This is a genomic window from Pseudomonas sp. PB3P13 (assembly GCF_054897735.1).
Genome location: NZ_CM142702.1, coordinates 4675551 through 4701333 on the forward strand (window position 1 = coordinate 4675551; position 25783 = coordinate 4701333).

Annotated in this window: 23 protein-coding genes and 1 pseudogene; 11 read left to right on the forward strand and 13 right to left on the reverse strand. The window is 60.1% G+C overall.

The window, feature by feature from the left end; genetic code table 11:
- Positions 1 to 61 precede the first annotated feature (61 nt).
- Together ACYZT1_RS21560 and trmA are read left to right on the forward strand one after the other, a co-directional pair.
- Positions 62 to 1357 (forward strand): NCS2 family permease, encoded by a 1296-nt coding sequence (locus tag ACYZT1_RS21560; RefSeq protein ID WP_462016624.1) that lies wholly within the window; start codon positions 62 to 64, stop codon positions 1355 to 1357.
- On the forward strand, positions 1354 to 2433 hold the full coding sequence (gene trmA, locus ACYZT1_RS21565) for a tRNA (uridine(54)-C5)-methyltransferase TrmA (RefSeq protein ID WP_462016625.1): 1080 nt from the start codon (positions 1354 to 1356) through the stop codon (positions 2431 to 2433). Before ACYZT1_RS21560 ends, trmA begins: the two co-directional genes overlap by 4 nt.
- Positions 2434 to 2498: 65 nt before the next feature.
- Here trmA and ACYZT1_RS21570 read toward each other — a convergent pair.
- Positions 2499 to 2675: pseudogene (locus ACYZT1_RS21570) on the reverse strand (DUF2442 domain-containing protein); the annotation flags it as partial.
- Positions 2676 to 2863: 188 nt separating this feature from the next.
- Between ACYZT1_RS21570 and ACYZT1_RS21575 the strand changes: the two are divergent.
- Positions 2864 to 3718, forward strand: a complete 855-nt coding sequence (locus ACYZT1_RS21575) for a shikimate dehydrogenase (protein ID WP_462016626.1) — start codon at positions 2864 to 2866, stop codon at positions 3716 to 3718.
- Between the two features lie 70 nt (positions 3719 to 3788).
- Here ACYZT1_RS21575 and ACYZT1_RS21580 read toward each other — a convergent pair whose 3' ends face one another.
- Both ACYZT1_RS21580 and quiC read right to left on the reverse strand, forming a co-directional pair.
- Positions 3789 to 4466 (reverse strand): TetR/AcrR family transcriptional regulator, encoded by a 678-nt coding sequence (locus ACYZT1_RS21580; RefSeq protein ID WP_462016627.1) that lies wholly within the window; start codon positions 4464 to 4466, stop codon positions 3789 to 3791.
- Positions 4467 to 4567: 101 nt separating this feature from the next.
- The gene (quiC, locus tag ACYZT1_RS21585) at positions 4568 to 6469 is read right to left on the reverse strand and encodes a 3-dehydroshikimate dehydratase QuiC (RefSeq protein WP_462016628.1); all 1902 of its coding nucleotides are present in this window, start codon (positions 6467 to 6469) and stop codon (positions 4568 to 4570) included.
- Positions 6470 to 6914: 445 nt separating this feature from the next.
- Here quiC and ACYZT1_RS21590 point away from each other — a divergent pair, with 445 nt between their 5' ends.
- Positions 6915 to 8231 (forward strand): MFS transporter, encoded by a 1317-nt coding sequence (locus ACYZT1_RS21590; protein WP_462019300.1) that lies wholly within the window; start codon positions 6915 to 6917, stop codon positions 8229 to 8231.
- A gap of 46 nt (positions 8232 to 8277) precedes the next feature.
- Here ACYZT1_RS21590 and ACYZT1_RS21595 read toward each other — a convergent pair whose 3' ends face one another.
- Positions 8278 to 9156, reverse strand: coding sequence for a DMT family transporter (locus tag ACYZT1_RS21595; RefSeq protein WP_462016629.1), 879 nt, complete (start codon positions 9154 to 9156; stop codon positions 8278 to 8280).
- Between the two features lie 303 nt (positions 9157 to 9459).
- Between ACYZT1_RS21595 and ypfJ the strand changes: the two genes are divergently transcribed.
- Together ypfJ and ACYZT1_RS21605 are read left to right on the forward strand one after the other, a co-directional pair.
- Positions 9460 to 10347, forward strand: a complete 888-nt coding sequence (ypfJ, locus tag ACYZT1_RS21600; RefSeq protein ID WP_462016630.1) for a KPN_02809 family neutral zinc metallopeptidase — start codon at positions 9460 to 9462, stop codon at positions 10345 to 10347.
- A complete protein-coding gene (locus tag ACYZT1_RS21605; RefSeq protein WP_462016631.1) occupies positions 10348 to 11307 on the forward strand; it encodes an alpha/beta hydrolase in 960 nt (319 codons plus the stop codon). It begins immediately after the preceding gene.
- 124 nt (positions 11308 to 11431) lie between these two features.
- Here ACYZT1_RS21605 and ACYZT1_RS21610 read toward each other — a convergent pair whose 3' ends face one another.
- From ACYZT1_RS21610 to ACYZT1_RS21620, 3 genes are all read right to left on the reverse strand, one after another.
- Entirely contained in the window at positions 11432 to 12025 is a 594-nt protein-coding gene (locus tag ACYZT1_RS21610) for an HAD family hydrolase (protein ID WP_462016632.1), read from the reverse strand.
- Positions 12022 to 12891 (reverse strand): acyl-CoA thioesterase II, encoded by an 870-nt coding sequence (gene tesB, locus ACYZT1_RS21615; protein WP_462016633.1) that lies wholly within the window; start codon positions 12889 to 12891, stop codon positions 12022 to 12024. The genes ACYZT1_RS21610 and tesB overlap by 4 nt, the downstream gene beginning before the upstream one ends.
- Before the next feature lie 105 nt (positions 12892 to 12996).
- Complete coding sequence (locus tag ACYZT1_RS21620) at positions 12997 to 13566, reverse strand: GNAT family N-acetyltransferase (RefSeq protein ID WP_462016634.1); 570 nt, start codon at positions 13564 to 13566, stop codon at positions 12997 to 12999.
- 84 nt (positions 13567 to 13650) lie between these two features.
- Here ACYZT1_RS21620 and ACYZT1_RS21625 point away from each other — a divergent pair, with 84 nt between their 5' ends.
- Together ACYZT1_RS21625 and ACYZT1_RS21630 are read left to right on the forward strand one after the other, a co-directional pair.
- On the forward strand, positions 13651 to 14571 hold the full coding sequence (locus ACYZT1_RS21625) for a histone deacetylase family protein (protein ID WP_462016635.1): 921 nt from the start codon (positions 13651 to 13653) through the stop codon (positions 14569 to 14571).
- A gap of 204 nt (positions 14572 to 14775) precedes the next feature.
- A complete protein-coding gene (locus ACYZT1_RS21630; protein WP_462016636.1) occupies positions 14776 to 16017 on the forward strand; it encodes a TIGR03862 family flavoprotein in 1242 nt (413 codons plus the stop codon).
- Positions 16018 to 16114: 97 nt separating this feature from the next.
- Here ACYZT1_RS21630 and ACYZT1_RS21635 read toward each other — a convergent pair whose 3' ends face one another.
- On the reverse strand, positions 16115 to 17449 hold the full coding sequence (locus ACYZT1_RS21635; RefSeq protein ID WP_462016637.1) for a DEAD/DEAH box helicase: 1335 nt from the start codon (positions 17447 to 17449) through the stop codon (positions 16115 to 16117).
- Between the two features lie 91 nt (positions 17450 to 17540).
- Positions 17541 to 18467, reverse strand: a complete 927-nt coding sequence (gene yedA, locus ACYZT1_RS21640) for a drug/metabolite exporter YedA (protein ID WP_462016638.1) — start codon at positions 18465 to 18467, stop codon at positions 17541 to 17543.
- 163 nt (positions 18468 to 18630) lie between these two features.
- Here yedA and ACYZT1_RS21645 point away from each other — a divergent pair, with 163 nt between their 5' ends.
- A complete protein-coding gene (locus ACYZT1_RS21645; RefSeq protein WP_462016639.1) occupies positions 18631 to 19083 on the forward strand; it encodes an Lrp/AsnC family transcriptional regulator in 453 nt (150 codons plus the stop codon).
- Between the two features lie 41 nt (positions 19084 to 19124).
- On the opposite strand, the gene ACYZT1_RS21650 is transcribed toward ACYZT1_RS21645, so the two are convergent.
- The 3 genes from ACYZT1_RS21650 to ACYZT1_RS21660 all read right to left on the reverse strand — a co-directional run bounded on the left by ACYZT1_RS21650 (position 19125) and on the right by ACYZT1_RS21660 (position 21139).
- Positions 19125 to 19736, reverse strand: a complete 612-nt coding sequence (locus ACYZT1_RS21650) for a 3'-5' exonuclease (protein ID WP_150579157.1) — start codon at positions 19734 to 19736, stop codon at positions 19125 to 19127.
- A gap of 22 nt (positions 19737 to 19758) precedes the next feature.
- Entirely contained in the window at positions 19759 to 20238 is a 480-nt protein-coding gene (locus ACYZT1_RS21655) for a LabA-like NYN domain-containing protein (protein ID WP_462016640.1), read from the reverse strand.
- Positions 20239 to 20374: 136 nt separating this feature from the next.
- Positions 20375 to 21139, reverse strand: coding sequence for a DUF2076 domain-containing protein (locus ACYZT1_RS21660; RefSeq protein WP_462019301.1), 765 nt, complete (start codon positions 21137 to 21139; stop codon positions 20375 to 20377).
- 177 nt (positions 21140 to 21316) lie between these two features.
- Between ACYZT1_RS21660 and ACYZT1_RS21665 the strand changes: the two genes are divergently transcribed.
- Complete coding sequence (locus ACYZT1_RS21665; protein ID WP_462016641.1) at positions 21317 to 21991, forward strand: YciC family protein; 675 nt, start codon at positions 21317 to 21319, stop codon at positions 21989 to 21991.
- 116 nt (positions 21992 to 22107) lie between these two features.
- A complete protein-coding gene (locus ACYZT1_RS21670; protein ID WP_462016642.1) occupies positions 22108 to 23187 on the forward strand; it encodes an endonuclease/exonuclease/phosphatase family protein in 1080 nt (359 codons plus the stop codon).
- 24 nt (positions 23188 to 23211) lie between these two features.
- Here ACYZT1_RS21670 and hrpB read toward each other — a convergent pair whose 3' ends face one another.
- Complete coding sequence (gene hrpB, locus ACYZT1_RS21675) at positions 23212 to 25731, reverse strand: ATP-dependent helicase HrpB (RefSeq protein WP_462016643.1); 2520 nt, start codon at positions 25729 to 25731, stop codon at positions 23212 to 23214.
- Between the last annotated feature and the right edge of the window lie 52 nt (positions 25732 to 25783).

A 25783-nucleotide genomic window follows, 5' to 3' on the forward strand; every position in this document is an offset into this window, starting at 1 on the left:
CCTGTGCTTTGCTGTTGAAGTCGATACATTCACGGCGCCGGGTGCGCCACAGGGAGCAGACATGCTGGAAAGGCTGTTTCAACTCAAGGCACACAACACCAATGTGCGCACCGAGATGCTTGCGGGCGTCACGACTTTCCTGGCCATGGCCTACATTCTTTTCGTCAACCCGAGCATCCTCGGCGAGACCGGCATGGACAAGGGTGCGGTGTTCGTCGCTACGTGCCTGGCAGCCGCCATCGGCTCGGCCGTGATGGGCCTGATCGCCAACTACCCGATCGCCCTCGCGCCGGGCATGGGCTTGAACGCCTTCTTCACCTACACCGTCGTGCTGCACATGGGCCATACCTGGCAAGTGGCGCTGGGCGCGGTGTTTATCTCGGCGGTGCTGTTCTTTCTTCTGTCGATTTTTCGCATCCGCGAATGGATCATCAACAGCATCCCGTTGCCGCTGCGTTCGGCGATAGCCGCCGGTATCGGCCTGTTCCTGGCGCTGATTGCCCTGAACAACGCCGGCATCGTGGTCAGCAACCCGGCGACCATGGTTGGCCTTGGTGACTTGAAACAACCTGCGCCGATCCTCGCGACGCTCGGTTTTGCCTTGATCGTTGCGCTGGAAGCCTTGAAGATTCGCGGTGCCGTGCTGATCGGCATTCTGGCCGTCACCACAGTGTCGATCGTGATGGGCTTCACCCCGTTTGGCGGTGTGACGTCCATGCCGCCCTCGCTGGCGCCGACGTTCCTGCAGCTGGACATCAAAGGCGCGCTGGACATTGGTCTGGTCAGCGTGATTTTTGCTTTCCTGTTCGTTGACCTGTTCGACAACTCCGGCACCTTGATTGGCGTTGCCAAGCGCGCCGGGCTGATGGGCAAAGACGGCCACATGCCGAAAATGGGCCGCGCCCTGATCGCCGACAGTACTGCCGCCATGGCTGGCTCGCTGTTGGGCACGTCGACCACCACCAGCTACATTGAATCCGCAGCCGGTGTCAGCGCCGGTGGCCGTACCGGCTTGACCGCCATCGTGGTGGCGATTCTGTTTCTGCTGGCGCTGTTCTTCTCGCCACTCGCCGCCAGTGTTCCTGCATTTGCCACGGCACCGGCATTGCTGTTCGTCGCGGTATTGATGACCTCCGGCCTGGCCGAAATAGACTGGGACGACATCACCGTTGCTGCACCGGTTGTGGTCACTGCGCTGGCCATGCCATTCACTTATTCCATCGCCAACGGCATCGCTTTCGGTTTCATTGCCTGGACTGCAATCAAGCTGCTGTCCGGCCGCGCTCGTGAGCTCAATCCGGCGCTGGTGATTCTGTCGATTCTGTTCGTGATCAAGCTGGGTTGGTTCAACGCATGACTTTTGATTCCCAGGCTTACGCCATTCAGCTCGAAGAAAAGGTCACGCGCCTGCGTGATCTGCTGGCCCCGTTCGATGCGCCCGAGCCGGCGGTTTACGACTCACCGCTGAAAAACTTCCGGCTGCGGGCCGAATTCCGTCTGTGGCGCGAAGCCGGCGAGCGTCACTATGCGATGTTTTCCCAGGAAGACAAACGCACCCCGATCCTGATCGAAGAGTTTCCGATTGCCAGCCTGCGTATCAATGAGCTGATGCCGCAGTTGAAAGCGGCGTGGCAGGCCAGCGCGGCGCTGAGCCACAAGTTATTTCAGGTGGAATTTCTGACCACGCTGGCCGGTGATGCGATGATCACGCTGTGTTATCACCGACCGCTCGACGGGCACTGGCACGCGGCAGCGTCAAAACTGGCGGCTGATCTGAATGTCAGCATCATTGGTCGCTCAAAGGGCAAGCGCGAAGTGATTGGTCACGACTACGTGGTCGAGCAGCTGGAAGTGGGCGGTCGCACGTTCAGCTACCGTCAGCCGGAAGGCGCATTTACCCAGCCCAACGGCACGGTGAACCAGAAGATGCTCAACTGGGCCTATGAATCGCTGGGTGATCGTCCGGATGATTTGCTTGAGTTGTATTGCGGTAACGGCAACTTCACCCTGCCGCTCGCCACACGTGTGCGCAAAGTGCTGGCAACGGAAATCAGCAAGACTTCCGTCAACGCGGCGCTGAGCAATCTCGGCGAAAACGCTGTGGATAACGTGACGCTGGTGCGTCTGTCGGCCGAAGAGCTGACCGAAGCCCTCAACGAAGTGCGCCCCTTCCGCCGTCTGCATGGCATCGACCTGAAAAGTTATGAATTCGGCAGCGTCTTTGTTGATCCGCCCCGCGCCGGTATGGACCCGGACACCTGCGAACTGACCCGACGCTTCGATAACATTCTGTACATTTCCTGCAATCCGCAGACGCTGGCCGCCAACATCGCCCAACTGCACGACACTCACCGCATCACCCGTTGCGCAATGTTCGACCAGTTCCCGTGGACCCATCACATGGAATCCGGGGTGTTGTTGACCCGTCGCTGATGGCTACCGCGTCGAACGAAACAGCCGTCTGTACGACGGCTTTTTTGTGGGTGTTCAAACAGTGCAATCTGGTTTGCGCAGGCGCTCATCCCGGCGATGGAGACATGCAGATCCCTGTCCTCATGGCAGAGAGCGGTGCCTGAAATGCCGACTTTCAAGTCGGCAAAATCCTCGACCTCGAAATCCTCGAATTCTGGATAGTGCTGCATGGGCAGCAGCACCCCACTGCCATCAGCAAATGAATCGCTGATAACGTCCGATCACCGCACACAAACGCCGGATGCAGTATTCGTTTGATTGACCAAATTAACCGCCTAGTACAATTTATCTCCAGAGCCTGAAAATCACGGCTGATTCCAAAAACAAGAACTGGAGATCCAACCATGCCCCCAATTGTGCTGGTGTTCAACGGCCTGAAGAGGCAGACCCCATGACCCGCGATAATGCCATTCTGGCCGGGCTGATCGGCGCCGGTATCCAGGCTTCCCGCACCCCCGCATTGCACGAGCGAGAAGGCGATGCCCAGGGTTTGCGTTACCTCTATCGTCTGATCGACCTCGATCAACTGAAGCTCGACAGCACCGCTCTGCCCGACCTGCTGCTGGCCGCCGAGCGCATGAACTTCACAGGGCTGAACATCACATTTCCCTGCAAACAGACGGTCATCCCGTTGCTCGACGAACTGTCGCCGCAAGCGCGCGGCATCGGTGCCGTGAACACCGTGGTGTTCAAGGATGGCAGACGCATCGGTCACAACACCGATTGCCTGGGTTTCGCTGAAGGTTTTCGACGCGGCTTGCCGGGCGTTGCCGTGGAGCGTGTCGTCCAGATGGGCGCCGGTGGTGCCGGGGCGGCGGTGGCCCACGCCTTACTCAGCGAAGGCGTACGGCTGCTGAGCATTTTTGATGTGGACATCAACCGCGCGCAGAGTCTCGCCGACAACCTCAATCACCACTTCGGCCCAGGCCGAGCTGTGGCAGGGCATGACCTGTCAGGCGCGATGGCCGTGGCCGACGGCCTGGTCAATACCACGCCCATGGGCATGCAAAAACTGCCGGGAACCCCGGTGCCCGTGGCGTTGCTGCGGGCGCAGTTGTGGGTGGCGGAAATCGTTTATTTCCCGCTGGAAACCGAACTGTTGCGCCACGCCCGCGCCTTGGGTTGCCGGACGCTGGACGGCGGCAACATGGCGGTGTTTCAGGCCGTGAAGGCTTTTGAACTGTTCAGCGGCGTAGCGCCGGACGCGCCACGGATGCTGGCGCATTTTCAGAGCATGAATGGCTGAGATGCATCAAGCCCCTGTAGGAGCCAACTTGCTGGCGATGACCGCCTCAAAATCGCCATCGCCAGAACGCTCAGGCCTGCAGATAACGCAACACCGACTCGCAAATCATCTCGCGATGGCGCTGCTTGATCTGGTCGTCGGGCAAATCGATCTGAAAGATCTCACCCAGCGTGTGGCGGTTCGATACCCGATAAAAACAGAACGAGGTGATCAGCAGATGCACGTCCAGCGGTTCAAGCCCTGCGCGGAAAATACCTGCCTCGACACCGCGGCGCAGAATCACGCCCAGTGAATCCAGAATCGTGTTGTTCATCGCCTTGATCGCATCGGAACGCTTCACGTATTGGGCGTTGTGAATGTTTTCAATGCTGACGATGCGTACGAAATCGACATTGCGATCGTGGTGGTCGAAGGTGAACTCGACCAACCGCCGAATGGCTTCCAGCGGCGCCAATTCAGCCAGGTGCAGGCGATTTTCGGTGTTGCGGATATCACCGTAAAGCTTCTCCAGCACCTCGAGATACAGCTGTTCCTTACTGCCGAAGTAGTAATAGATCATGCGTTTGGAGGTGTGAATGCGCTCGGCGATCGCATCGACGCGCGCGCCGGAAAGCCCTTGCTGCACGAACTCCACGATGGCTTCCTGAAGAATGTTCTCGCGGGTCTTTTCCGGATTGTTCTTGCGACTCTTGCGAGGCTCGGCAATGGGAGCCTCGGGCGCTGCGGAGAGTTCTGAAATTATCGTCATTGTGGGCCACGGCCATCACTGCACAGGCTGGCGATTATGGGCCGCACCGCACAGCGAAGGAAGACGCGCAGCCACGCTTTCAACTCACGGTTACGAAATAACTACAACTTCGCCTGACGAATCGCGCCGCTGCGGGATTTGGCCATGGCCGCCAGTCGCACGGCAACGTTAGCCGCGCCATAGCCCGCGTAGCCGTTCTTGCGCTGGATGATTTCGAAAAAGAACCGGCCTTCGAACGGCTCGGTGTACACGTGGAACAATTCGCCACCCTGGGCATCACGGTCGTAGAGCACGTTGAAGTAGGCCAGTTCACTGAGAAACTCGTCATCAAAGTCGAAGCGTGCGGCAAGGTCATCGTAATAATTGAGTGGAATGTCCAGCAGGGGTACGCCGGCTTTCTTCGCCCGGCTGACTTCGGCAAAAATGTCATCGCAATCAAACGCGATGTGATGCACCCCAGAGCCGCGGTAACTCGACAGCGCGTGTGAGATGGCAGTGTTGCGGTTCTCGGAAATATTCAACGGCAAGCGGATCGAGCTGTCCCGGCTGCGCAGCGCACGACTTTTCACCAGGCCGTACGGGTCGGGCAGCACGACTTCGTCATCGGCCTCGAAATCCAGCAAGCTCTTGTAAAACAGCACCCAACTGTCGAGGCTGTCGGCCGGCAGCGCCATGGCCATGTGGTCGATGCGTTTCAGTCCACCACCGGCGATCGCGGCTGGATGCAGATTGAAGTCCGTGCCATAGACATCGGCCTGCTGGTCGACCAGATAGATCAGGCTGCCATCCGGCGCACGCACGGCGGCCAGCTCCAGTTCATTGGGGCCCACCAGCCCACGATAGGGTTGACCTTTATAAGCCACGGCCCGCGCCAGCGCGCTGGCACTGTCGGTAACCCGTACAGCCGTTGCGCACAACGAAGGGCCATGCGCCTCGAAGAAACTGTGGGCGAACGAATAGGGTTCCGAATTGAGAATCAGGTTGATGTCGCCCTGACGCATCAGGCTCACGCTCTTGGAGCGATGTTGCCCGGCCTTGACGAAACCCAGCCGCTCCAGCCAGTGAGACAGTTTTGCCCCGAGGCTTTCGTCCACGGCGAATTCGAGAAACTCGATGCCGTTGTATTCGCTGGCCTTGGGGGTTTCGAACAGAATTTCAGGAGCCGCCGTTGCAGCGGCTTCTTGCGCCAGGCGCTCGCGGGTTTTCTCTTCGAGGTACAGCAACGAACGCAAACCGTCGGCCGCATTAGCCCGTGGCGGTGCTGCGCGGAAACCGTCGTTGAAGATCTCCAGCGACAACGGCCCGGTGTAGCCACTTTTGATTATCGGTGCGAGAAAACCCGGCAGATCGAACTCGCCCTGGCCGGGGAAGCAGCGGAAATGCCGGCTCCACTCAAGCACATCCATGGCCAGAATCGGCGCGTCAGCCATTTGCACAAAAAAGATTTTGTCGCCGGGAATCCCGGCGATGGCACTTGGATCGCCCTTGAGCGACAGCGTGTGAAAACTGTCCAGCAACACCCCGAGGTTGGGATGATCCGCCTGACGGACGATGTTCCACACCTGCTGCCAGGTGTTCACATGCCGCCCCCACGCCAACGCTTCGTAGCCAATGCGCAACCCGCGCGCAGCAGCGTGTTCGGCCAGCAGGCGCATGTCATCGACGAGAATCTGTTCATCGCCGAGGGCGTCAGCCGAGGCATTGCTGCAAACCAGCACGAGGTCGGTACCGAGTTCCTGCATCAGGTCGAACTTGCGCTCGGCGCGCTCCAGATTGCGCGAGAGTCGATCGCGGCGGCAGCCTTCGAAATCCCGAAACGGCTGAAACAGCGTGATGGCGATCCCGAGATCGGCGCACATCTGCTTAACTTCCCGCGGGCTGCCGTCGTAGTACAGAAGGTCATTCTCGAAAATCTCCACCCCGTCGAACCCGGCGGCGGCGATGGCTTCGAGTTTCTCCGGCAAGGTACCGCTCAAGGAAACGGTGGCAATGGAACGCTGCATATTTCGACTCCCGGTGGTGGAGACACTGTTGTTGGAGGCACCGTGGCGAAGGGGCTTGCCCCTGTTCGGCTGCGCAGCAGTCGTTGACCCGGAGTTCACAGTCTCCTGACACAACCTATCGCCTGAATTCACGACGGCTTCGCAGCCGAACGGGGGCAAGCCCCCTCGCCACATTTGGCCAGCCTGTTACAAAGATCGACGCTTAACCTGACATGAATTATTGGCCGCACAACGACACACAGCAATTTAAAGTGTACTACCCGGTTAGTTTTGCGTGCGATTATCGAACACAATGCCCTTCTGCGAATTGACGATTTTTTGTTCACTGCGCACCATCAACTCGCACATTGAGTCCGGTCACGAGCAATGTTCTCTGTGACTCAAGACCCAGAACACCACATAAAAATAATCGGTGGCCCACATGACTCCTTCTCGAAGCTCTTCCATGGAGCACTCCTCCATGACCCCTGCCACCGCCGGCATCGGCGACAAGATTCGCGGCGCCATGGCCGTCGGCAAAACCCGTTGGGGCATGCTGGCGCTGGTGTTTTTCGCCACGACCCTGAACTACATCGACCGTGCGGCGCTGGGCGTCATGCAGCCCATTCTGGCCAAGGAAATGAGCTGGACGGCGATGGATTACGCCAACATCAATTTCTGGTTTCAGGTCGGCTACGCCATTGGCTTCGTGCTGCAAGGGCGGTTGATCGACCGGGTGGGCGTCAAGCGCGTGTTCTTCTGCGCCGTGCTGCTCTGGAGCCTGGCGACCGGTGCCCATGGCCTGGCGACATCGGCCGTCGGCTTCATGGTCTGCCGGTTCATCCTCGGCCTGACCGAAGCCGCCAACTACCCGGCGTGCGTGAAAACCACGCGATTGTGGTTCCCGGCCGGCGAACGCGCGGTGGCCACCGGCATCTTCAATGCCGGCACCAACGTTGGTGCGATGTTCACGCCGATGCTGTTGCCGCTGATTCTGCACGTGTGGGGCTGGCAGGCGGCGTTCCTGTGCATGGCCTCGCTGGGCGGCATCTGGTTGCTGTTCTGGGGATTGAAATACTTCAACCCGGAAGATCATCCGAGCGTCAAGCAATCGGAACTGGACTACATCCAGAAGGAAGTCGAGCCGGAACAATCCCGCGTACCTTTCTCGAAAATCCTGCGTATGCGTGGCACCTGGGCCTTCGCCCTCGCCTATTCGCTGACGGCACCGGTTTTCTGGTTTTACCTGTATTGGTTGCCGCCGTTCCTCAATCAGCAATACAACCTGGGCATCAACGTGACCCAGATGGGCATCCCGCTGATCATCATTTACTTGACGGCCGACTTCGGCAGCGTCGGCGGCGGGATCCTGTCTTCGTTCATGATCGGGCGCGGAATGAACCCGATCAAGGCCCGCTTGCTGTCCATGTTCCTGTTCGCCTGCTGCATCATCGGCGTGGTCATGGCCGCCGGTTCGAGCAACCTGTGGGTGGCCGTCGCTGCCATCTCGCTGGCCATCGGCGCGCATCAGGCCTGGACCGCGAACATCTGGAGCCTGGTGATGGACTACACGCCCAAGCACATGATGAGTACGGTGTTCGGTTTCGGCGGCATGTGCGCTGCGATCGGCGGGATGTTCATGACGCAGCTGGTCGGCCACATTCTGACCATCACCAATAACAACTACACCGTGTTGTTTACCATGATCCCGGCGATGTATTTCATCGCGCTGGTCTGGATGTACTTCATGGCACCGCGCAAGATTCCTACGGTTACCGAGTAAACGCCCTTCCCCTGGCAGGCCTGAATCCAGGCCTGCTTCTCTCTTGTCAGCGCCGGCTTTGATGCCACGCCGCTGCCAGCCCGCTGCAACAGATCACTGCAATACCCACCACCGTGGTCACCGTCGGCGTGTGCGCGAACAACAGCCAGCCAAGCAGACCAGCAAAGATGATCTGGCAATAGCCGAACGGGGCCAACAACGCCGGTGCTGCATGACGAAACGCTTGAGTCAGAAACAGGTGCGCGGTCATTCCGCACGCGCCCAATGCCACCATCATCAAACCGTGGCCAAGCGTCGGCACTTGCCAGAAGAACGGGACAAGCGCGCTCATGACCAGCGAATTGCACAGGCCGGCGAAAAAGTTGCTGGTGGTCGGACTGTCGATTGTGCTGAGCTTGCGCGTCAGCAACTGATAGAAGCAGAACAACAGCGCCGAACAGAGCGGCAGCAGAATTGCAGGCGTAAACAACTCCCCGCCGGGGTGGACGATGATCAGCACCCCGACAAAACCGCAAATCACCGCGATCCACTGACCCCGCGTGACGTGTTCCTTCAACAGCGGGACAGAGAGCGCAGTCACCAGAACCGGTGCGAGAAAGTTGACCGCCGTGGCCTCGGCCAGCGGAATGTAATGCAGGCCGGTGGTGAAAAACAGACTGGTGCCCAGCAGGCATAACGCTCTCACCAGCTGCAGCATCGGCCGTTTGGTCCGCAGCACGCGCAACCCCGATTGCGGCAGAAAGATCCCGGCCATCAACAAGGTGTGAACCACGTAGCGCGCCCAGACCACCATGACAATCGGGTAGAAATCCGACAGGTATTTGGAAAAAGCATCGTGGCTGGAGAACAGGAAGGTTGCGAGAACGATCAGCAGAATCCCTTTGAAGGGTTTGTTTACACCGGAGAGCGGAGTGCTGAGGGTCATAGGCTTCCCTTGAGTCATGATTCAAACGCTTGGCAGCAAGCTCAATGCCACGCCACTCGCGCCCGCGCATGGATGCGCGCCCTGATTCTGCGGTCTTCGTCGTTGCGGTGCAAACGCTTGCACGGCAGGACAAAACACGTCTGCCGACGGAATTCGACGAGGTATCCGTGTTCAATACAAGTCAATACACATCCCGAACCCGCCACTTTGGCAGGCAACGCCGCAAAAAAGCCGGACGACCGGACTGGCGCTGCTCTAACTCACCAGCAACACTCATCCCACGGTTAATCAGAGGATTCCCACATGCTATGGAAAAAAGGTCGACGCAGCGACAACGTGGTTGATGCCCGGGGCGAGGGGGGCGGCGGTGGCGGGATGCGCTTCGGCGGTGGGAAAGGTCTGAGCCTGACGGCGATCGTTTTGATAGTCGGCTTCGGCTTGATCACCGGGCAGGACCCGATGCAGATCCTCGGGCAGCTCACCGGACAGATGAGCGAACAATCCGCCCCCGCATCGACGCAAACCCGCCAGGCACCGCCGGCCAACGACGAGGGGGCCGAATTCGTCCGCTCGATCCTTGGCGATACGGAAGACACCTGGGGCCAGATTTTTCAGCAGTCCGGACGCCAATACAAAGAGCCAACACTAGTGATGTTCAGTGGCCGGGTCAATTCGGCATGTGGTCTGGCGACGTCGGCGACGGGGCCGTTCTATTGCCCGGCGGACCAGAAAGTCTACCTGGACACGAGTTTTTTCCAGGAGATGTCCCAGCGTTTCTCGGCCGCGGGTGATTTCGCTCAGGCCTACGTCATCGCGCATGAAGTCGGACACCACGTGCAGACCTTGCTCGGCGTCTCGGCGAAAATTCAGGCAGCGCGTCAACAAGGTCGCCAGATGGAAGGCGACGGTGGATTGTTGGTGCGTCAGGAACTGCAGGCCGATTGCCTGGCCGGTGTCTGGGCGCACAACGCGCAACAGCGTTTGAACTGGCTGGAGCCCGGTGACATTGAAGAAGCGCTGAACGCCGCCAACGCCATTGGCGACGACCGTTTGCAACAGCAGGGTCAGGGCCGCGTAGTGCCGGACTCGTTCACCCATGGCTCGTCGGCGCAAAGGGTGCGCTGGTTCAAAATCGGATTTGCGCAAGGCCAGGTCGGCCAGTGCGATACCTTCGCGGCGAAAAACCTGTAAATGACCAAGTGGCTGTGGATGTTGCTGTGCGTGTTCCCAATGACGCAGGCTGCCGAGCAAGGCGTCGAACAGATCGGCCCCGGACGCCTGCTATTGAAATCCGGCGAAATGGTCGTGAGCATCAGCCCCGCGCCGACGAAAATCGAACGCGTGCTGATCATCCTCCACGGCCGGCTACGCAATGCCGACACCTACCGCCAAAGCGCGGAACGCGCTGTTGAACGGGCCGGACAGAGCGCGAACACATTGGTGATCGCGCCGCAGTTCCTCAATGAAACCGATGTTGCACGCCACCCCGTGGCCGACACAGTGTTGCGCTGGCAAGGCAATGACTGGATGGCCGGAGGCTTGTCCACCGCACCATTTGCGCTGAGCTCTTTCGCTGCACTCGACGAAATCATCGCCCGCGTGGGCGACCGTCGACAGTTTCCCGATGTGAAGCAGATTGTCATCGCCGGGCATTCCGGCGGTGCTCAGGTGGTTCAGCGATATGCACTGCTGGCGCACGATCAGCCAGAGCTTCAGTCGGCCGGGGTGCTGATCCGCTACGTGGTTGCCAACCCGTCGTCATACGCGTACTTCGATGAGCGTCGCCCGGTGGCGTTCAGCCACGCCGGCTGCCCGGATTACAATCGCTGGAAGTACGGGTTGTCGGATTTGCCCCCCTATGCGCAAGGACAATCGCCCGAGCAACTGAAGGCCAGGTACGCGCAGCGTGACATCGTTTATCTGCTGGGACAGCAAGACGATGACCCCAATCATCCGGCGCTGGACAAGCATTGCGAAGCGCAGGCCCAGGGTGCGAACCGATTGGTTCGGGGGCGCAATTATTTTGGCTATTTGAAGCGGTTGCATCCGCAAGGGTTGCGGCAGCAACTGATTGAAGTGCCCGGGGTCGGGCATGATCGGGATGGGATGTTTAATTCGGCGGAGGGGCAGACAGCTATTTTCAGGCAGTGAGGTTTCGGTGACTGGTCTGACGCTATCGCGAGCAGGCTCGCTCCCACAGGGTTTTGGATCAGACGCGCAATCTGCGACTACTGAAGGTCCAATGTGGGAAGCGAGCTTGCTCGCGATGGGGCCCTCAAGCCATCAGCATCCGCTGCAGCGCCGCACAATCCACCGCATGCCAGTCCGTCAATTCCGGCCATGGATTATCCGGCAGATTCACCAACACCGTCCGCGCCCCCGCGGCACGACCGCAATCCAGATCAAAGCGGTAATCACCGACCATCACCATCTCATCTGTCGGCACGTCCCAGGCTTCAGCCAGCTTCAACAAACCGCCTGGGTGCGGCTTCGGCGGCGCTTCGTCGCGACCCAGTACATCCTCGACCGCGAAACAATCGGCCAGGCCGATCGCCTCAAGCGTAACGTGCGCCAGCTCACGGGCATTGCGCGTCAGAATTCCCAGACGATAGCCCCGCGCCGCCAGTTCACGCACCAGTTCCACCGCACCGGGCGCCGGTTTTGAACCCAGTGCCAGGTCACGCTCATGCTCCAGCAGCCAGGCATGTTTGGCGGCTGCTTCTTCAGCGGGCAACGCCGCGAGATGGGTCAGGATGTCGTCTTCGGCAGGGATCGCCAATGCCACGCGAATCGCCGCAAAGTCGTGCACGGCAACCGTGAGGGTGCCGTCCATGTCGAACACCCAATGCCGCACATCGGCCAGACTCATGCCCAATCCTTGCGATGACGAATCAGACCTTCCTGGGTCACGGAGGCGACCAGTTGCCCCGCGCGATTGAATACGCTGCCACGGGTAAATCCTCGGGAGTTGCCGGCCCACGGGCTGTCCATCGCATAGAGCAACCAGTCATCCGCGCGCAGATCCGCATGGAACCACAGCGAGTGGTCAAGGCTGGCGACCTGCATGTCTTTCTGCCAAACCGACTTGCCATGCGGCTGCATCGACGTGGTCAACAGACCGAAATCCGAGGCGTAAGCCATCAGGTATTTATGCAGCGCCGGGGTATCGGCCAAGGCGCCGTCGGCGCGAAACCAGACGTACTTGACCGGATCTGACGGCTGCGGGTTGTAAGGATCTTTCTCGGTGACCGGACGGAATTCGATCGGTTTAGGGCAGAGAAACTTTTCCCGCATGTTTTCCGGGATCAGGTGCGCACGCTGTTGCATGAGCTCCAGTTCCGAGGGCAGATTTTCCGGGCCGACCACTGTCGGCATTTGCGCCTGATGCTCGAAGCCTTTTTCGTCGTACTGAAACGAGGCGCTGCAGGTGAAAATCGGCTGGCCTTTCTGAATCGCCGTCACCCGGCGCGTGCTGAAACTGCCGCCGTCACGCACCCGGTCAACCTGATACACCACGGGCAATGCGGAATCGCCCGGACGCAAAAAATAGCCGTGCATGGAATGCACGTGACGCGCTTCTTCCACCGTCTGACTGGCCGCCGACAGCGACTGACCGACGACCTGGCCGCCGAACAACTGACGGAACCCCAGGTCCTGACTGCGCCCGCGGAACAGGTTTTCTTCGATCGGTTCCAGGGTCAGCAAGTCGACCAGATCATCCAACACTTGGCTCATTCAGACTCTCCTCACACAACGCAGTGCCGCGCAGTCTTGGCTGCGGCGGTCGATTCGGTTTCTGGCCGGAGCCACACGGGCGCCATTGTAAACGTACGCACGCGCTTAGCCATGCAAGGTTTGCAGCCATTGTTCGCGGCTGATTCGATAGAGAATATGATGGCGCAGCGGGTGATCGGCCGGGAGTTTGGGGTGCTCGAAGTCGTCGGCCGGGTCATGGTGCATGCCGATGGCCTGCATGACTTTCTCCGAGGGCAGATTGGATTGCGCAGTGAACGACACCACCTCTTCCAGTGCCATGCGATCAAACCCGCAGCGCAGAGCGGTCCACGCCGCCTCGCTGGCATAACCCAAACCCCAGTGCTCGCGGGCCAGGCGCCAGCCGATCTCGATGGCAGGGGTGAACGGCGCGTTGAAACCGACCACTCCCAGGCCTGTGAAACCGATAAATGCGCCCGTGTCCTTGCGCTGCAGGGCCCACAGGCCGAAACCGTGTTCAGCGAAATGGCCGCGCACGCGTCCGATCAGCGACGCACTTTCCAGGCGACTCAACGGTGCGGGAAAATAACGCATCACTTGCGGGTCAGCGCACATCGCCGCAAACGTCGGCAGATCTTCATCGCGCCACTGGCGCAACAGCAATCGCGCACTTTCCAATTCCAGTATCGGCTCCATTTACCCTCCCCATTCCATGTCACAAGTCTGGATCGCTGGTAGGATCCTTCACTCATCCCTACCCGCCTTCCGTTATAAAAAACCATGCCATTGCCGCTGATCTATCACGATGACTACAGCCCCGAATTCCCGACCGATCACCGCTTCCCCATGGATAAATTTCGTCTGCTGCGCGATCACCTGGTAGACAGCGGCCTGACCCGGGACGCCGACCTGCTGCGCCCGCAACTGTGCCCGCCAGACATTCTCGCCCTCGCCCATGACCCTGCGTATATCGAACGTTATATGGGCGGAGAGTTGTCTCGCGAAGACCAGCGGCGTCTCGGCCTGCCCTGGAGCGAAGCGCTGGCGCGGCGAACGGTGCGAGCGGTCGGCGGTTCGCTGCTGGCGGCGGAACATGCGCTGAGACACGGCCTGGCCTGTCATCTGGCCGGAGGCACTCATCATGCGCATTACGACCACCCTGCCGGGTTCTGCATATTTAACGATCTGGCAGTGATCAGTCATTTCCTGCTGGAAAGCGGCCGTGTGAACCGAGTGCTGATCTTCGACTGTGATGTGCATCAGGGGGACGGGACTGCGAGAATCCTGCACAACACGCCGGAGGCCGTGACCGTTTCCCTGCATTGCGAGAAGAATTTTCCTGCACGCAAGGCTGAAAGTGACTGGGATATTCCTTTGCCGATGGGCATGGGCGACGCGGACTACTTGAAGGTGGTCGACGATGCGCTCAACTACTTACTGCCGCTCTATCAACCTGACCTGGTGTTGTACGACGCCGGTGTCGACGTGCACAAGGATGACGCGCTCGGTTACCTGAAGCTGACAGACCAAGGTGTGGCGGCACGTGATGAAAGCGTGATGCGGCATTGCCTCGGCCGTGATATCCCGGTGGTCGGCGTGATTGGCGGTGGCTACAGCAAGGACCGCAAAGCGCTGGCGCGACGCCATGGCATCCTGCATCACAGTGCGCAAAGGGTGTGGGATTCATCAGGTTGTCATTGAGCTGTGGATGCTTTATTCACAATGGCTGTGGAGCTGCCTGTGGATAACCTGAGTGAAAGAGGCTGCGGGGCTTGCGAGATGAAGGCTGTAGCGCGGTGGTTGTTTTTTGACCAACGGGTTTGAGGTCACGCCTCAGCCCGCTCCCACCGCGAAGGCGTGCTGCTAGAATGCGCGGCTTAATCCCGCCAGACCGCAGCGCATCCCATGACCCAGCCTTCGACCTCCCTTCCCCCTCACGTTGCCATTATCGGTGGCGGCCCTGCCGGCCTGATGGCCGCCGAAGTGTTGAGCCAGGCGGGAATGCAGGTCGATCTGTACGACGGCATGCCTTCAGTCGGTCGCAAGTTCCTGCTTGCCGGCGTCGGCGGCATGAACATCACTCATTCCGAAGCCTACCCGGCATTTCTCTCACGCTACGCCGCACGCGCGCCGCAGATTGCACCGCTGCTTCGTTCATTCGGCGCCGACGCACTGTGCCAATGGATTCATCAATTGGGTATTGAAACCTTTGTCGGCAGTTCCGGCCGGGTATTTCCTACTGACATGAAAGCAGCGCCGCTGTTACGTGCCTGGCTCAAACGCCTGCGTGACAGCGGCGTAGTTATCCACACCCGCCATCGCTGGTTGGGCTGGAACATCGATGGCAGTCTTGTTGTAGCGAGCCCGGAAGGTCAGAAAATGCTGACGCCGGATGCAACGTTGCTGGCCCTCGGTGGCGGCAGCTGGTCGCGCCTCGGTTCGGACGGTGCGTGGATGTTGGCATTGGAGAAGCGGGGTGTAGGACTGGCGCCGCTGCAACCGAGCAATTGTGGCTTCGAGGTGCAGGGCTGGAGCGAACTGATGGTCAGCAAATTCGCCGGCGCGCCGCTGAAAAATATCGCGATCGGTCTCAATGACGACATTCCTCGGCTTGGGGAATGCGTGATCACAGCAACCGGGATTGAAGGCAGCTTGATCTACGCCCTGTCGGCACCGATTCGTGAAGCCATCAACGTGCATGGCAGCGCGACAATCCATATCGATCTGCTGCCCGGCCGGCCTGTGGATAAAGTCGAGCACGCCTTGAGCAAACCGCGCGGCTCGCGTTCCGTGTCCAAACATCTGCACAGTCAGTTGGGGCTTGATGGTGTGAAAGCTGCCTTGTTGCGCGAACTGACACCAGCAGAACGCTTCGCAGATGCGGCATTACTGGCCCGAGCGATCAAGGCATTGCCCCTGACGCTCGTGAAGGCTCGTCCGTTGGATGAGGCCATCAGCACCGCCGGGGGCGTGTTGTTCGAGTCGCTGGATGAACGTTTGATGCTCAAGCAGATGCCGGGCGTGTTCTGCGCAGGGGAAATGCTGGATTGGGAAGCGCCGACCGGCGGGTATCTGCTGACGGCATGTTTCGCCAGTGGGCGGGCGGCGGGATTGGGGATGGTGGAGTGGGTGAGGGGAAAATATTAAGCTACAAGCTACAAGCTTTAAGCCTCAAGCCTCAAGCCCAAGCCTCAAGCCAACCGCTTCTAGCTTGACGCTTGCAGCTTATAACTTACAGCTGCCTTCACGGCTTCTTCTTGCGCGGGCCGGTATTGAATACCGGCACTTTTCGCACAGGCTTGATCGAAGGTTCCGGCGCCGAAGCATCCCCGCTTTCTACCCACTTACCCAGATTGCGTTTACCGCCACTCGAGGTTTTCGGCTTTTTCGGTTTCTTCGGCTTCTTCACCACCTGACCGCTGGCGTCGGTATCCGGTACACGATGTTCAGGCTCGAAGTCATGCTCCATCTGCCGGGGCAACGTCTGACGGGTCAGCGTCTCGATGGCTGAAAGCAGGTTCACCTCATCAGCGCACACCAGCGAAATGGCCTGCCCGGTCGCACCCGCTCGGCCAGTACGACCGATACGGTGGATGTAGTCCTCAGCCACAATCGGCAGATCGAAGTTGACCACCAACGGCAAATCTTCGATATCCAGACCACGGGCTGCGACGTCGGTCGCCACCAGAATCTGCACTTCACTGGCCTTGAAACGATCAAGCGCACGCTGACGGGTCGCCTGCGGTTTGTCACCGTGAATGCCATCGGCGTTAACGCCCAGGCCCTGAAGTTTCTCCACCAGCGCGTCAACACCATTACGGGTCTTGACGAACACCAGCACCTGTTTCCACTTGCCCTTGCGCAGCAAATGGATGAACAGCTCCGGCTTGCGTTTCTTGTCTACCGTCACCACCCATTGCTTGACGGTGTTGGCCGCCACGTTGCGCGGGCTGACTTCGATACTCAGCGGGTCGTTGAGCATCTGCCCGGCCAGCGTGCGGATCGCGTCGGAGAAGGTCGCCGAGAACAACAACGTCTGACGTTTTTTCGGCAGCGCCTTGTAGATGTTTCCCAGTTCTTCGGAAAAGCCCAAATCGAGCATGCGATCCGCTTCATCCAGCACCAGGGTCTGCAGCTGATTGAACTTCAGTGCGTTCTGACGGAACAGGTCGAGCAAACGACCCGGGGTCGCCACCAGCACGTCAACACCTTTGCGCAGTTTCATCATCTGCGGGTTGATGCTGACGCCGCCGTACACCGCGTACGTGCTCAGCGGCAGGTTCTCGGCGTATTGGCGAACGGCTTCGTGAACCTGTTCGGCCAGTTCGCGGGTCGGCACCAGAATCAATGCACGCACCGAATTGGCAGTGACTTTCGGCCCTTCCATGGCCAACAATTGCAGGAGCGGCAGGGCAAAACCGGCCGTCTTGCCGGTGCCGGTCTGGGCCGCGGCCATCAGGTCGCGACCGGCCAGCACCGCTGGAATGGCTTGCGCCTGAACCGGCGTCGGGGTCTGGTAGCCGAGCGTCTCGAGGGAGCGCAGCAAGGGTTCGATCAGGCCAAGGGTGGCGAAAGTCATGGGATTACCGTAGGGAAAAATTCAGCGCGGGTGCCACAAGTGGGTGCCAACAAGTGGGTGCCAACAAGTGTGCAATGGCGCGCAGTTTACCCTAATTCACGCTCGATTCTGTCTGCACCACGGCAGCCGGCTTCTGTGCAGGCCGACGCCATTGCGGCAAGCCGATCAAGACCACGGCGCTGATGATCACCAGCATGGCCAACGCTTCCTCGATACCGATGGTCTCGCCGACAAACACAATCCCCAACAACACCGCCACGGCCGGGTTGACGTAGGCATAACTGGTCGCCGCCGCCGGACGCACGTTTTTCAGCAGGTACATGTACGCGTTGAAGGCAATGATCGAACCGAAGAACGTCAGGTAAGCCAGTGCTGCCCAGCCCTCGATCGGCGGCAGCGTCTCCATGTGTTCTCCGCTCAGCGCGCTGCCAATCAATAGCGCCACGCCGCCGACCAGCATTTCCACGGCACTGGCCATCGCGCCTTGCGGCAACGGCAAGTGCTTGCTCCACACCGAACCGAACGCCCACGCCGCCGCGGCGAATATCAGCAACGCGGCGCCGAACGGACTCGACTGCAGATTGGAACCAAGGTTGAGCATGCCGATGCCGATCAGGCCGAGCGCAATTCCGGCCCACTCGAGACGGGTATTACGCGCGCCCCAGAAATATCCGCAGAGCAAGGTAAACAACGGCACGGTGGCCACAGCCAGCGCCGCGACGCCGGAGGCCACGCCGGTATGTTCGGCCACACTCACCGCTCCATTACCACACGTGAGCAACAAGATCCCGATGATCCCCGCCGCTTTCCATTGCGCCCAGGTCGGCGCCGGAGCACCGCGCCAGCGCAGGAAGGCGTACATCAGCGTTCCCGCGATCACGAAACGAACACCGGCCAGCAACAACGGCGGCCAGTATTCCACCCCGATGCGGATCACCAGGTAAGTCGAGCCCCATATCACGTACAGCGCGAAGAAAGCAGCGATCAACGGCAAGGGAAAGCGACGTGGGCCAGGCATGGGGCAGCTCGCAGACAGGACATTTGAACGACTATTCTAAGAAGGCCAACGGCGAAAAATAAGTTACAAAACCTGTTTATACCGCCGGTACACTTTTCAAATCACGGAGATCATCGTTATAAACCGTACTTTCGAAAGTCACTCATTTTTCAGGAATCGGACCATGGACAAATACGACCGCATGCTCCTCGGCGCTCTGCTGGAAAACGGTCGTGCGTCCTACGCCGACCTTGCACGCAAAGTGAACCTGTCCGCTCCGGCCGTGGCCGAGCGCGTTGCCAAACTCGAAGCGTGCGGGGTGATCACCGGGTACCAGGCGAAAGTCGATATGGCCAAGCTGGGCTTGCCGATTCAATGCGTGATCGAACTGCGACTGAATCAGCACGGCAATCAGAAAGCCTACGACGACCTGATCAATATCCCGCAGTTGACCGAGTGCCATCGGGTGACAGGCGATCCGTGCGTGATTATGCAGGCCGCAGTGGGATCGATGCCGGAGCTGGAGGAGTTGATCAACCGGATTGCCAAGTTCGGCTTCAGCAAAACGTCGATTGTGTTGTCGAGCGCGATAGAGAAGCGCGTGCCGTTGGGGCAGCTGGAAGGCAATGGGAAATAGCTTTCCCGAGAAAGCTATAGGGGACCCTGTAGGAGCTGTTATCAGAACCCGCGATGGCGCTTGAGGTGGTCGGTGATTTTGGCCGCCGGCACTTTCTGCAGGCTCACCAGCAAATCATGCGACAGCTCGCGCAAGCCATGCGTCTGCCGCAGTTCCTGCGCCAGATGCGCCGTCAGGTTGGCTGCCATTTCGGCATCGGCCATAGCCCGGTGAGCCTTGCCGGTGTGGGGCAACTGCGCGAAGGTCGTCAGCGTGCCGAGTTTGTGATTGGGTGCCGCCGGCATCAGTCGGCGGGCCAGGAGCAGCGAGCAGGCAAAATTCTGCAACCGCGTCCGTTTGATCCGGCCCAACTCAAAATCCCAGAACTTCTGGTCGAACGCGGCATTGTGCGCGAGCAGCGGCGTGCAGCCGACGAACTCGTTGACCTCGTTCATCACCCGCTCTGCCGGTGGTGCGGTGCGCAGCATGGCGTTGCTGATACCGGTGAGTTGCTCGATGAAGGCTGGTACGCGCACGCCCGCATTCATCAGGCTCTGGTAACGCTCGACAATGCGTCCCTGTTCAAGGATCACCACGGCAATTTCCGTGGCCCGGCAACTGCTGCTCGGGGAGATACCGGTGGTTTCAAAGTCGATGACTGCTATGCGTTCCAAACCTGTTTCAACTCCGTAAAAATCAATTCTTGAGCAGCAGCGTGCCTTCGATCGGCACGTAACGGCTGGCCGCGCGGATCAGTGAATTGGCGGTCAGTCCCGGCACACCATAAGCGACCGCTTGTACCCCGTGCTTGGCGATGATGCGCTCCAGCAGCATGTCAAAATCGCCGTCGCCGGAAGCCAGCACGATTTCGTCGACGTGGTCGGCAGCGTCCATGATATCGAGGGTGATACCCACGTCCCAGTCGCCCTTGGCCGAGCCGTCGCTGCGCTGGATGTAAGGCTTGAGCTTCACGGTGAAGCCGAGATTGCGCAGGATCTGCTGGAACTGCTGCTGCTTGCTGTCACCGCGATCGATGGCGTAGGCGTACGCCTCGACAATCTGTCCTTGCTGGCTGATGTCTGCCCACAAAGCGGCATAGTTGAAATGACAACCATAAGCCTGACGCACGGTGTAATAGAGGTTTTGCACATCGGCGAACACTGCAATTTTTTTCACCGGAGTTCCTCATTGCGCACAGAGGCGCGGGCGGAATCAGGCACCAGGCCCGAAAAGTCGCCCAGTATGACAGCCTGAAGGAATGTTCCGCGAAAAATCGGCCCGGAGCGCCGTGGCGCTCCGGACGAATGACGCGTCAGACGAAGGAATCGTCGTCGTCACCAAAGAACGACGAGCTGTCGTCGCTGTAATCGGCGTCGGTGAATCCGCCCTGATCGCCGGTGTTATCGGCCACCCTTTCGTCATCGCCCCAGCCATTGCCGCCGTCATTCTGATCGCTCACCTGCGCCGGTTCTTCCTTGATCACTTCGACCACTTCCGGCTGCTGATCGTGATGAAACAGGCTACTGATACCCTGCGCCAGCATCACACCACCGGCCACGCCGGCAGCGGTTCTCAACGCGCCGCCCATGAAACTGCCGCCGCCCGGTTGTTGCTGAGCAGCGTTTGGCTGGGTGTAGCTTTGCTGAGGCGGTGCTGCACCAAAGTTTTGCCGGGCCGGCTGAGCATTGAATGAGGTTCGGCCCGGTTCCCGCCAGCCGCTATTGGTCGGCGGTGCACTTTGCGTCGGCGCGGGCTGCGGGTCACGCGAATGGCCGCCGAAGATGCTCGATAAAAAGCCACCGCCGCTCGGGGCTGGTGATTGCGACGTGGCCGATTGCAGTTCGGTCTGCAACTGCTGAACTTGCCGGGTCAGTTGCTTGTTTTGTTCATCGAGGCTCTTGATCGCAGCCTCCTGCACCAGCACCGTCTGGGTCATGAAGTAGCCCGCCGCAGGTTGGCGAGCCATGTGTTCCTTGATCCGCGCCTCGGCCTGGGCGTCACGCGGGGCTGAATCCGTTTCGGCCTGTTGCAGCCGGGAAAACAGTCCATCGATCAGGGTTTGTTCTTCGCTGTTCATGGCGACCTCGTAGATTGCCGGGAAAATCATTGCCCCTGTCCATTGTGGATAAGGTGCTCTGCAGTAATGGGGCTGATACAGAATGTTTCAATGGCCTTTACCGAACGTTTACGTTTGCTTCCAACAGCACATGATCGGTTACAGTGAGTAACCAAATGTGATGTGCGATACCGACTGATGAATCCGTTCGACGTACTGCGTGACTCCCTGTATTTCTTCAAGCTCAATCTGGGCCAGATCGTGCGGCTGTGCCTGCCACTGGTGTTCGCTGAAGCTGTGCTGCAGCAAGTGGTCGACCAGTCAACCGAGCCGGACAGTTTTCCCGGCATCAGCGTCATTGTCGGCCTGCTGGTGTACCCGCTGTACACCGCCGCGCTGATCCTCTTTCTCGATGCGCGCAGCCGTGGCGAGACGCCGCGCAACCGTGATTTGCTGGCGATGTCCGCGACCCTGTGGCCGCGTTTCGCCTTGCTGACGGCGCTGAATACGCTGCTGATTCTGATTGGCTTGTCGCTGTATTTTCTGCCGGGCATCTGGCTGATGGTGACACTCGCGTTCGGCGAATATTTGCTGGTACTGCGCGGCATGGCGCCGCTGGCGGCGATGAAGGAAAGCCTGCGCCTGACACGGGGCAATTTCCTGCGCATTCTGGTGTGCATTCTCTGCGTGATGGGCCCGTTGTGGCTGCTCAAGGGCGCGACGCTGACGGTGTACCCGGAGCCGCAAAATGCGGTTATTGCACTGCTGATCGACAGCGCCCAGAGCTTTCTGCAACTGTTCACCAGCGTGGTGTTATTCCGCTTGTTCATGCTGATCAGCGACGTGCCGGAGAAGATCGATCGGCCGCTCTGACTGCCGCGGACGCAGCCTTCGGCAGCGGCTACAGGGGCGGCGTGACGGCTAATTGATGGGCATGCGGTTGGGGCTCGGTTATGCTCGGTCATCTCTGTAACGCCATAAGCCGAGCCATGACCCGCCTACTGCGCCATACCCTGCTGGCCTTGCTGATTGTTAGCAGCCTGACCGGCCTGTTGATCTACAACCTGACCTGGCGCCCCGACGCCAACGAACCCGCACCGGTCGGCTGCAATGCTCAGGCCCCCACGCTGGTACCCGGCCAGGCGTTGAAAGTGATGACCTGGAATGTTCAATACCTGGCGGGCAAGCGCTATGTGTTCTGGAATGACCTGGCCGCCGGCACCGACGAAAATCCCACGCCCGCCGACATGGCTTTCAGCCTCGATGAAGTCGCGCGGGTGATCCGTGACGAGCAGCCGGACATCGTGCTGCTGCAGGAACTCGACGACGGCGCCAAGGCCAGCGACTACCAGCATCAGCTCAAATTGCTGCAAGAGAGGGTGGCCGACCTCTATCCCTGCAGCACCTATGCGTTCGACTGGAAAGCCGAATTCGTGCCTGAACCGCACATTTTCGGCAGCGTCGGTCGGCAACTGGCAACGCTGAGCCGTTACCGCATCGCTCACGCCGAACGCCTGCAATTGCCGATGCCTGCGGCCAGCTTCATTCGGCGCCAGTTCGAGCCAAAAAATGCGTTGCTGGTGGCCTACCTGCCGTTCGGCACGGGCGGCCAGATGGCCGTGGTCAACACGCACCTGGAGCGCGCGACCCAACCCGATAACACGCTTGAGGCGCAAGTGAGGGCCACGGCCAAGGTTATCGACAAATTCGAAAGCCGTGGTACGCCGTGGTTGATCGGCGGTGACTTCAATCTGTTGCCGCTGGGCCAGTACCGACGCCTGCGCGACGAACAACGATCACCCTTTTCCGCCGACAGCGCATTGCATGTGCTGTGGGACAAATACCCGATGATTCCGACCAACAACGAAGCCAGCGGCGTCGACCGCGCGCGGTGGCTGACGCATTACCCGAATGATCCCGGCCTGAACGGCCCGGACCGCACGGTTGACTACCTGTTCTACAGTCCGCGCATCAAACGGGTCGAAGCGATGGTGCGGCAGGACGATACCTTGCGCATCTCCGATCATTTGCCGGTGATTGCGCGGTTTCTGTTGCCGGCCGCTCCGTAGCGCTCGTCGCTGTGCATGGAACCGTCAGGCCTTGCGCGGTTTGATCCGCGCAGTCGCCTCTGCTATCAACGGATCATCCGGCCAATAATGCTTTGGATACCGCCCCTTCAAATCCTTCTTCACCTCGGCATACGTGCTGCGCCAGAAATTGGCCAAGTCCTGCGTCACCTGCACCGGCCGCCGTGCAGGCGATAGCAAGTGCAGTTTCACCACCTGCCGGCCACCGGCAATCCGTGGCGTCTCGGCCAGGCCAAACAGCTCTTGCAGGCGCACCGCGAGAATCGGCGGTTGTTCGCTGTAATCCAGACGAATAGACGAACCTGACGGCACGCTCAAATGTTGCGGCGCCAGCTCGTCCAGCCGCTGCGGTAACGGCCATGGCAGCAGATTACGGATGATGCCCGACAGGTCGAGATTGCCGAAGTGACTGAGCCGCGAGACTTTGCCCAGATAAGGCATCAGCCAATGCTCAAGATTTTTCAGCAGCGCGACGTCGCTGACATCCGGCCACTCACTGTCACCCTTGCCGCCAAGATCCAGCTGCCGCAACAGCGCCACTCGCGCCTGCCACTGACGCAACTCGGGCGTCCACGGCAACAACTCCAGCCCCTTGCGTCGCACCAGATCGACCAGTGCCTGACTGCGCGCACTTTCGTCGAGACCGGTCAGCGGCTCGCGGCTGAGGATCAATTCCCCGACCTTGCGCTGACGCTCGGCGCGCAGCACGCCTTCGCGCTCGTCCCAGTCCAGTTGATCCACCACGCGCACCTGCTCGGCCAGCACCGAATCGAATAGCGCAGGATCGAAGTCCGTCGCCAGATAAATCCGTTCCTCGCGCTGGCCCTGACGACTGCCCAGATCGGCAATCACCAGCCACGGTTGTTTCATCAAACTGTCGGCTTCGGCAAACAACGCCGCACGGCCGTTAGCCAGCCGATATTCTGCGCCGCCAGCCCGCCGTTGCTGGGCGACGCGATCCGGGTAGGCCAAGGCCAGCAACGCGCCGAGCCAGCGCGGATGATCAGGATCGCTGACGGGCGAACTCGCTTTGCCGCGCAGATACCCGCGGTACTGCCGCGCCAGTTGCCGGGCCCGCTGCACGCCACCTTGGGCACCACGCGCCGCGCGCTCTTCGCCCGACAACAGCACCAGTCGGCTGTGCAGATCCGCGCCGGCCCCGCGCAAGATATCGCGCTCGCCCAGCAGTGCCGCAACGTCGCAGGCCATCTGCGCCAGGCCCAGCGCCTGCCCACGCAACAGCAAGTGGGCGATGCGCGGATGCGCCGGCAGTTCAGCCATGGCCTGGCCGTGACGGTTTAGCGTCTCGCCGTCGAGCGCGCCCAGTCGATCCAGCAAGTCCTGCGCCTGCGCGTAAGCCGCCGCGGGCGGAATGTCCAGCCACACCAATTGCCCTGGCGTCACGCCCCAGCGACCCAGCTGCAAAGCCAGTCCGGCCAGGTCCGCCGAGAGAATTTCCGCACTCGCGTACGCCGCCAGTTGTTCGTGCTGATCCTGCGACCACAGGCGATAACAAACACCCGGCTCCAACCGCCCTGCCCGACCGGCGCGCTGTGTGGCGCTAGCCCTGGAGATGCGCTGGGTATCCAGACGGGTCATGCCGCTACCCGGATCAAAACGCGGCACCCGTGCCAGCCCGGCATCGATCACCACGCGCACGCCGTCGATGGTCAGGCTGGTCTCGGCAATATTGGTCGCCAGCACCACTTTGCGCTTGCCTGCCGGCGCAGGATCGATGGCGGCGCGTTGCGCGGCGAGGTCCAGTTCGCCGTGTAACGGGCACAGCAACACTTGCGTGTTTTCGCCCAAAGCGTCAGCCACTTGCTGATGCACACGGCGGATCTCCGCTTGCCCCGGGAGGAACACCAGCAGGCTGCCGGTTTCATCGTTCAACGCGTCGAGAATGGTCTGCACCACGCGCGGCTCGATGAACTCACCGGGCTGAAAAGGCCGGCCCCAGCGCATCGCAACCGGGTACATGCGCCCTTCGCTGCGCAGGATCGGCGCGTCATCGAGCAGCCCGGCGAGGCGCTCGCCTTCCAGCGTAGCCGACATCAAGAGGATTTTCAGCGGTTGATCTTCGCGGAACAGCTCGCGGCCATTCAGGCTCAGCGCCAGTGCCAGATCGGCGTCGAGACTGCGCTCGTGGAATTCGTCAAAGATCAGCAGACCCACGCCTTCCAGCGCCGGATCGTCCTGCAAGCGCCGTGTGAGAATGCCTTCGGTGACCACTTCGATACGTGTGTCGGGGCCGACCTTGCTGTCCAGCCTGATCCGATAACCGACCGTTTCCCCGACCTTTTCACCCAGCTCACTGGCCAGACGCTCCGCCGCCGCCCGTGCCGCCAGCCGCCGTGGTTCAAGCATCAGAATGGTTTGCCCGGCCAGCCAGGGTTCATTCAACAAGGCCAGTGGAACACGGGTGGTTTTACCGGCACCGGGGGGTGCTTCAAGCACGGCTTCATGGCGCATCGCCAAGGCGTCTCGCAGGGCTGGCAAAACTTCATCGATCGGCAACGAATTCATACTGGCTCCAAAGCAGAGCCGCGAGTATAACGGCGAACTGCGCGGTGTTTAT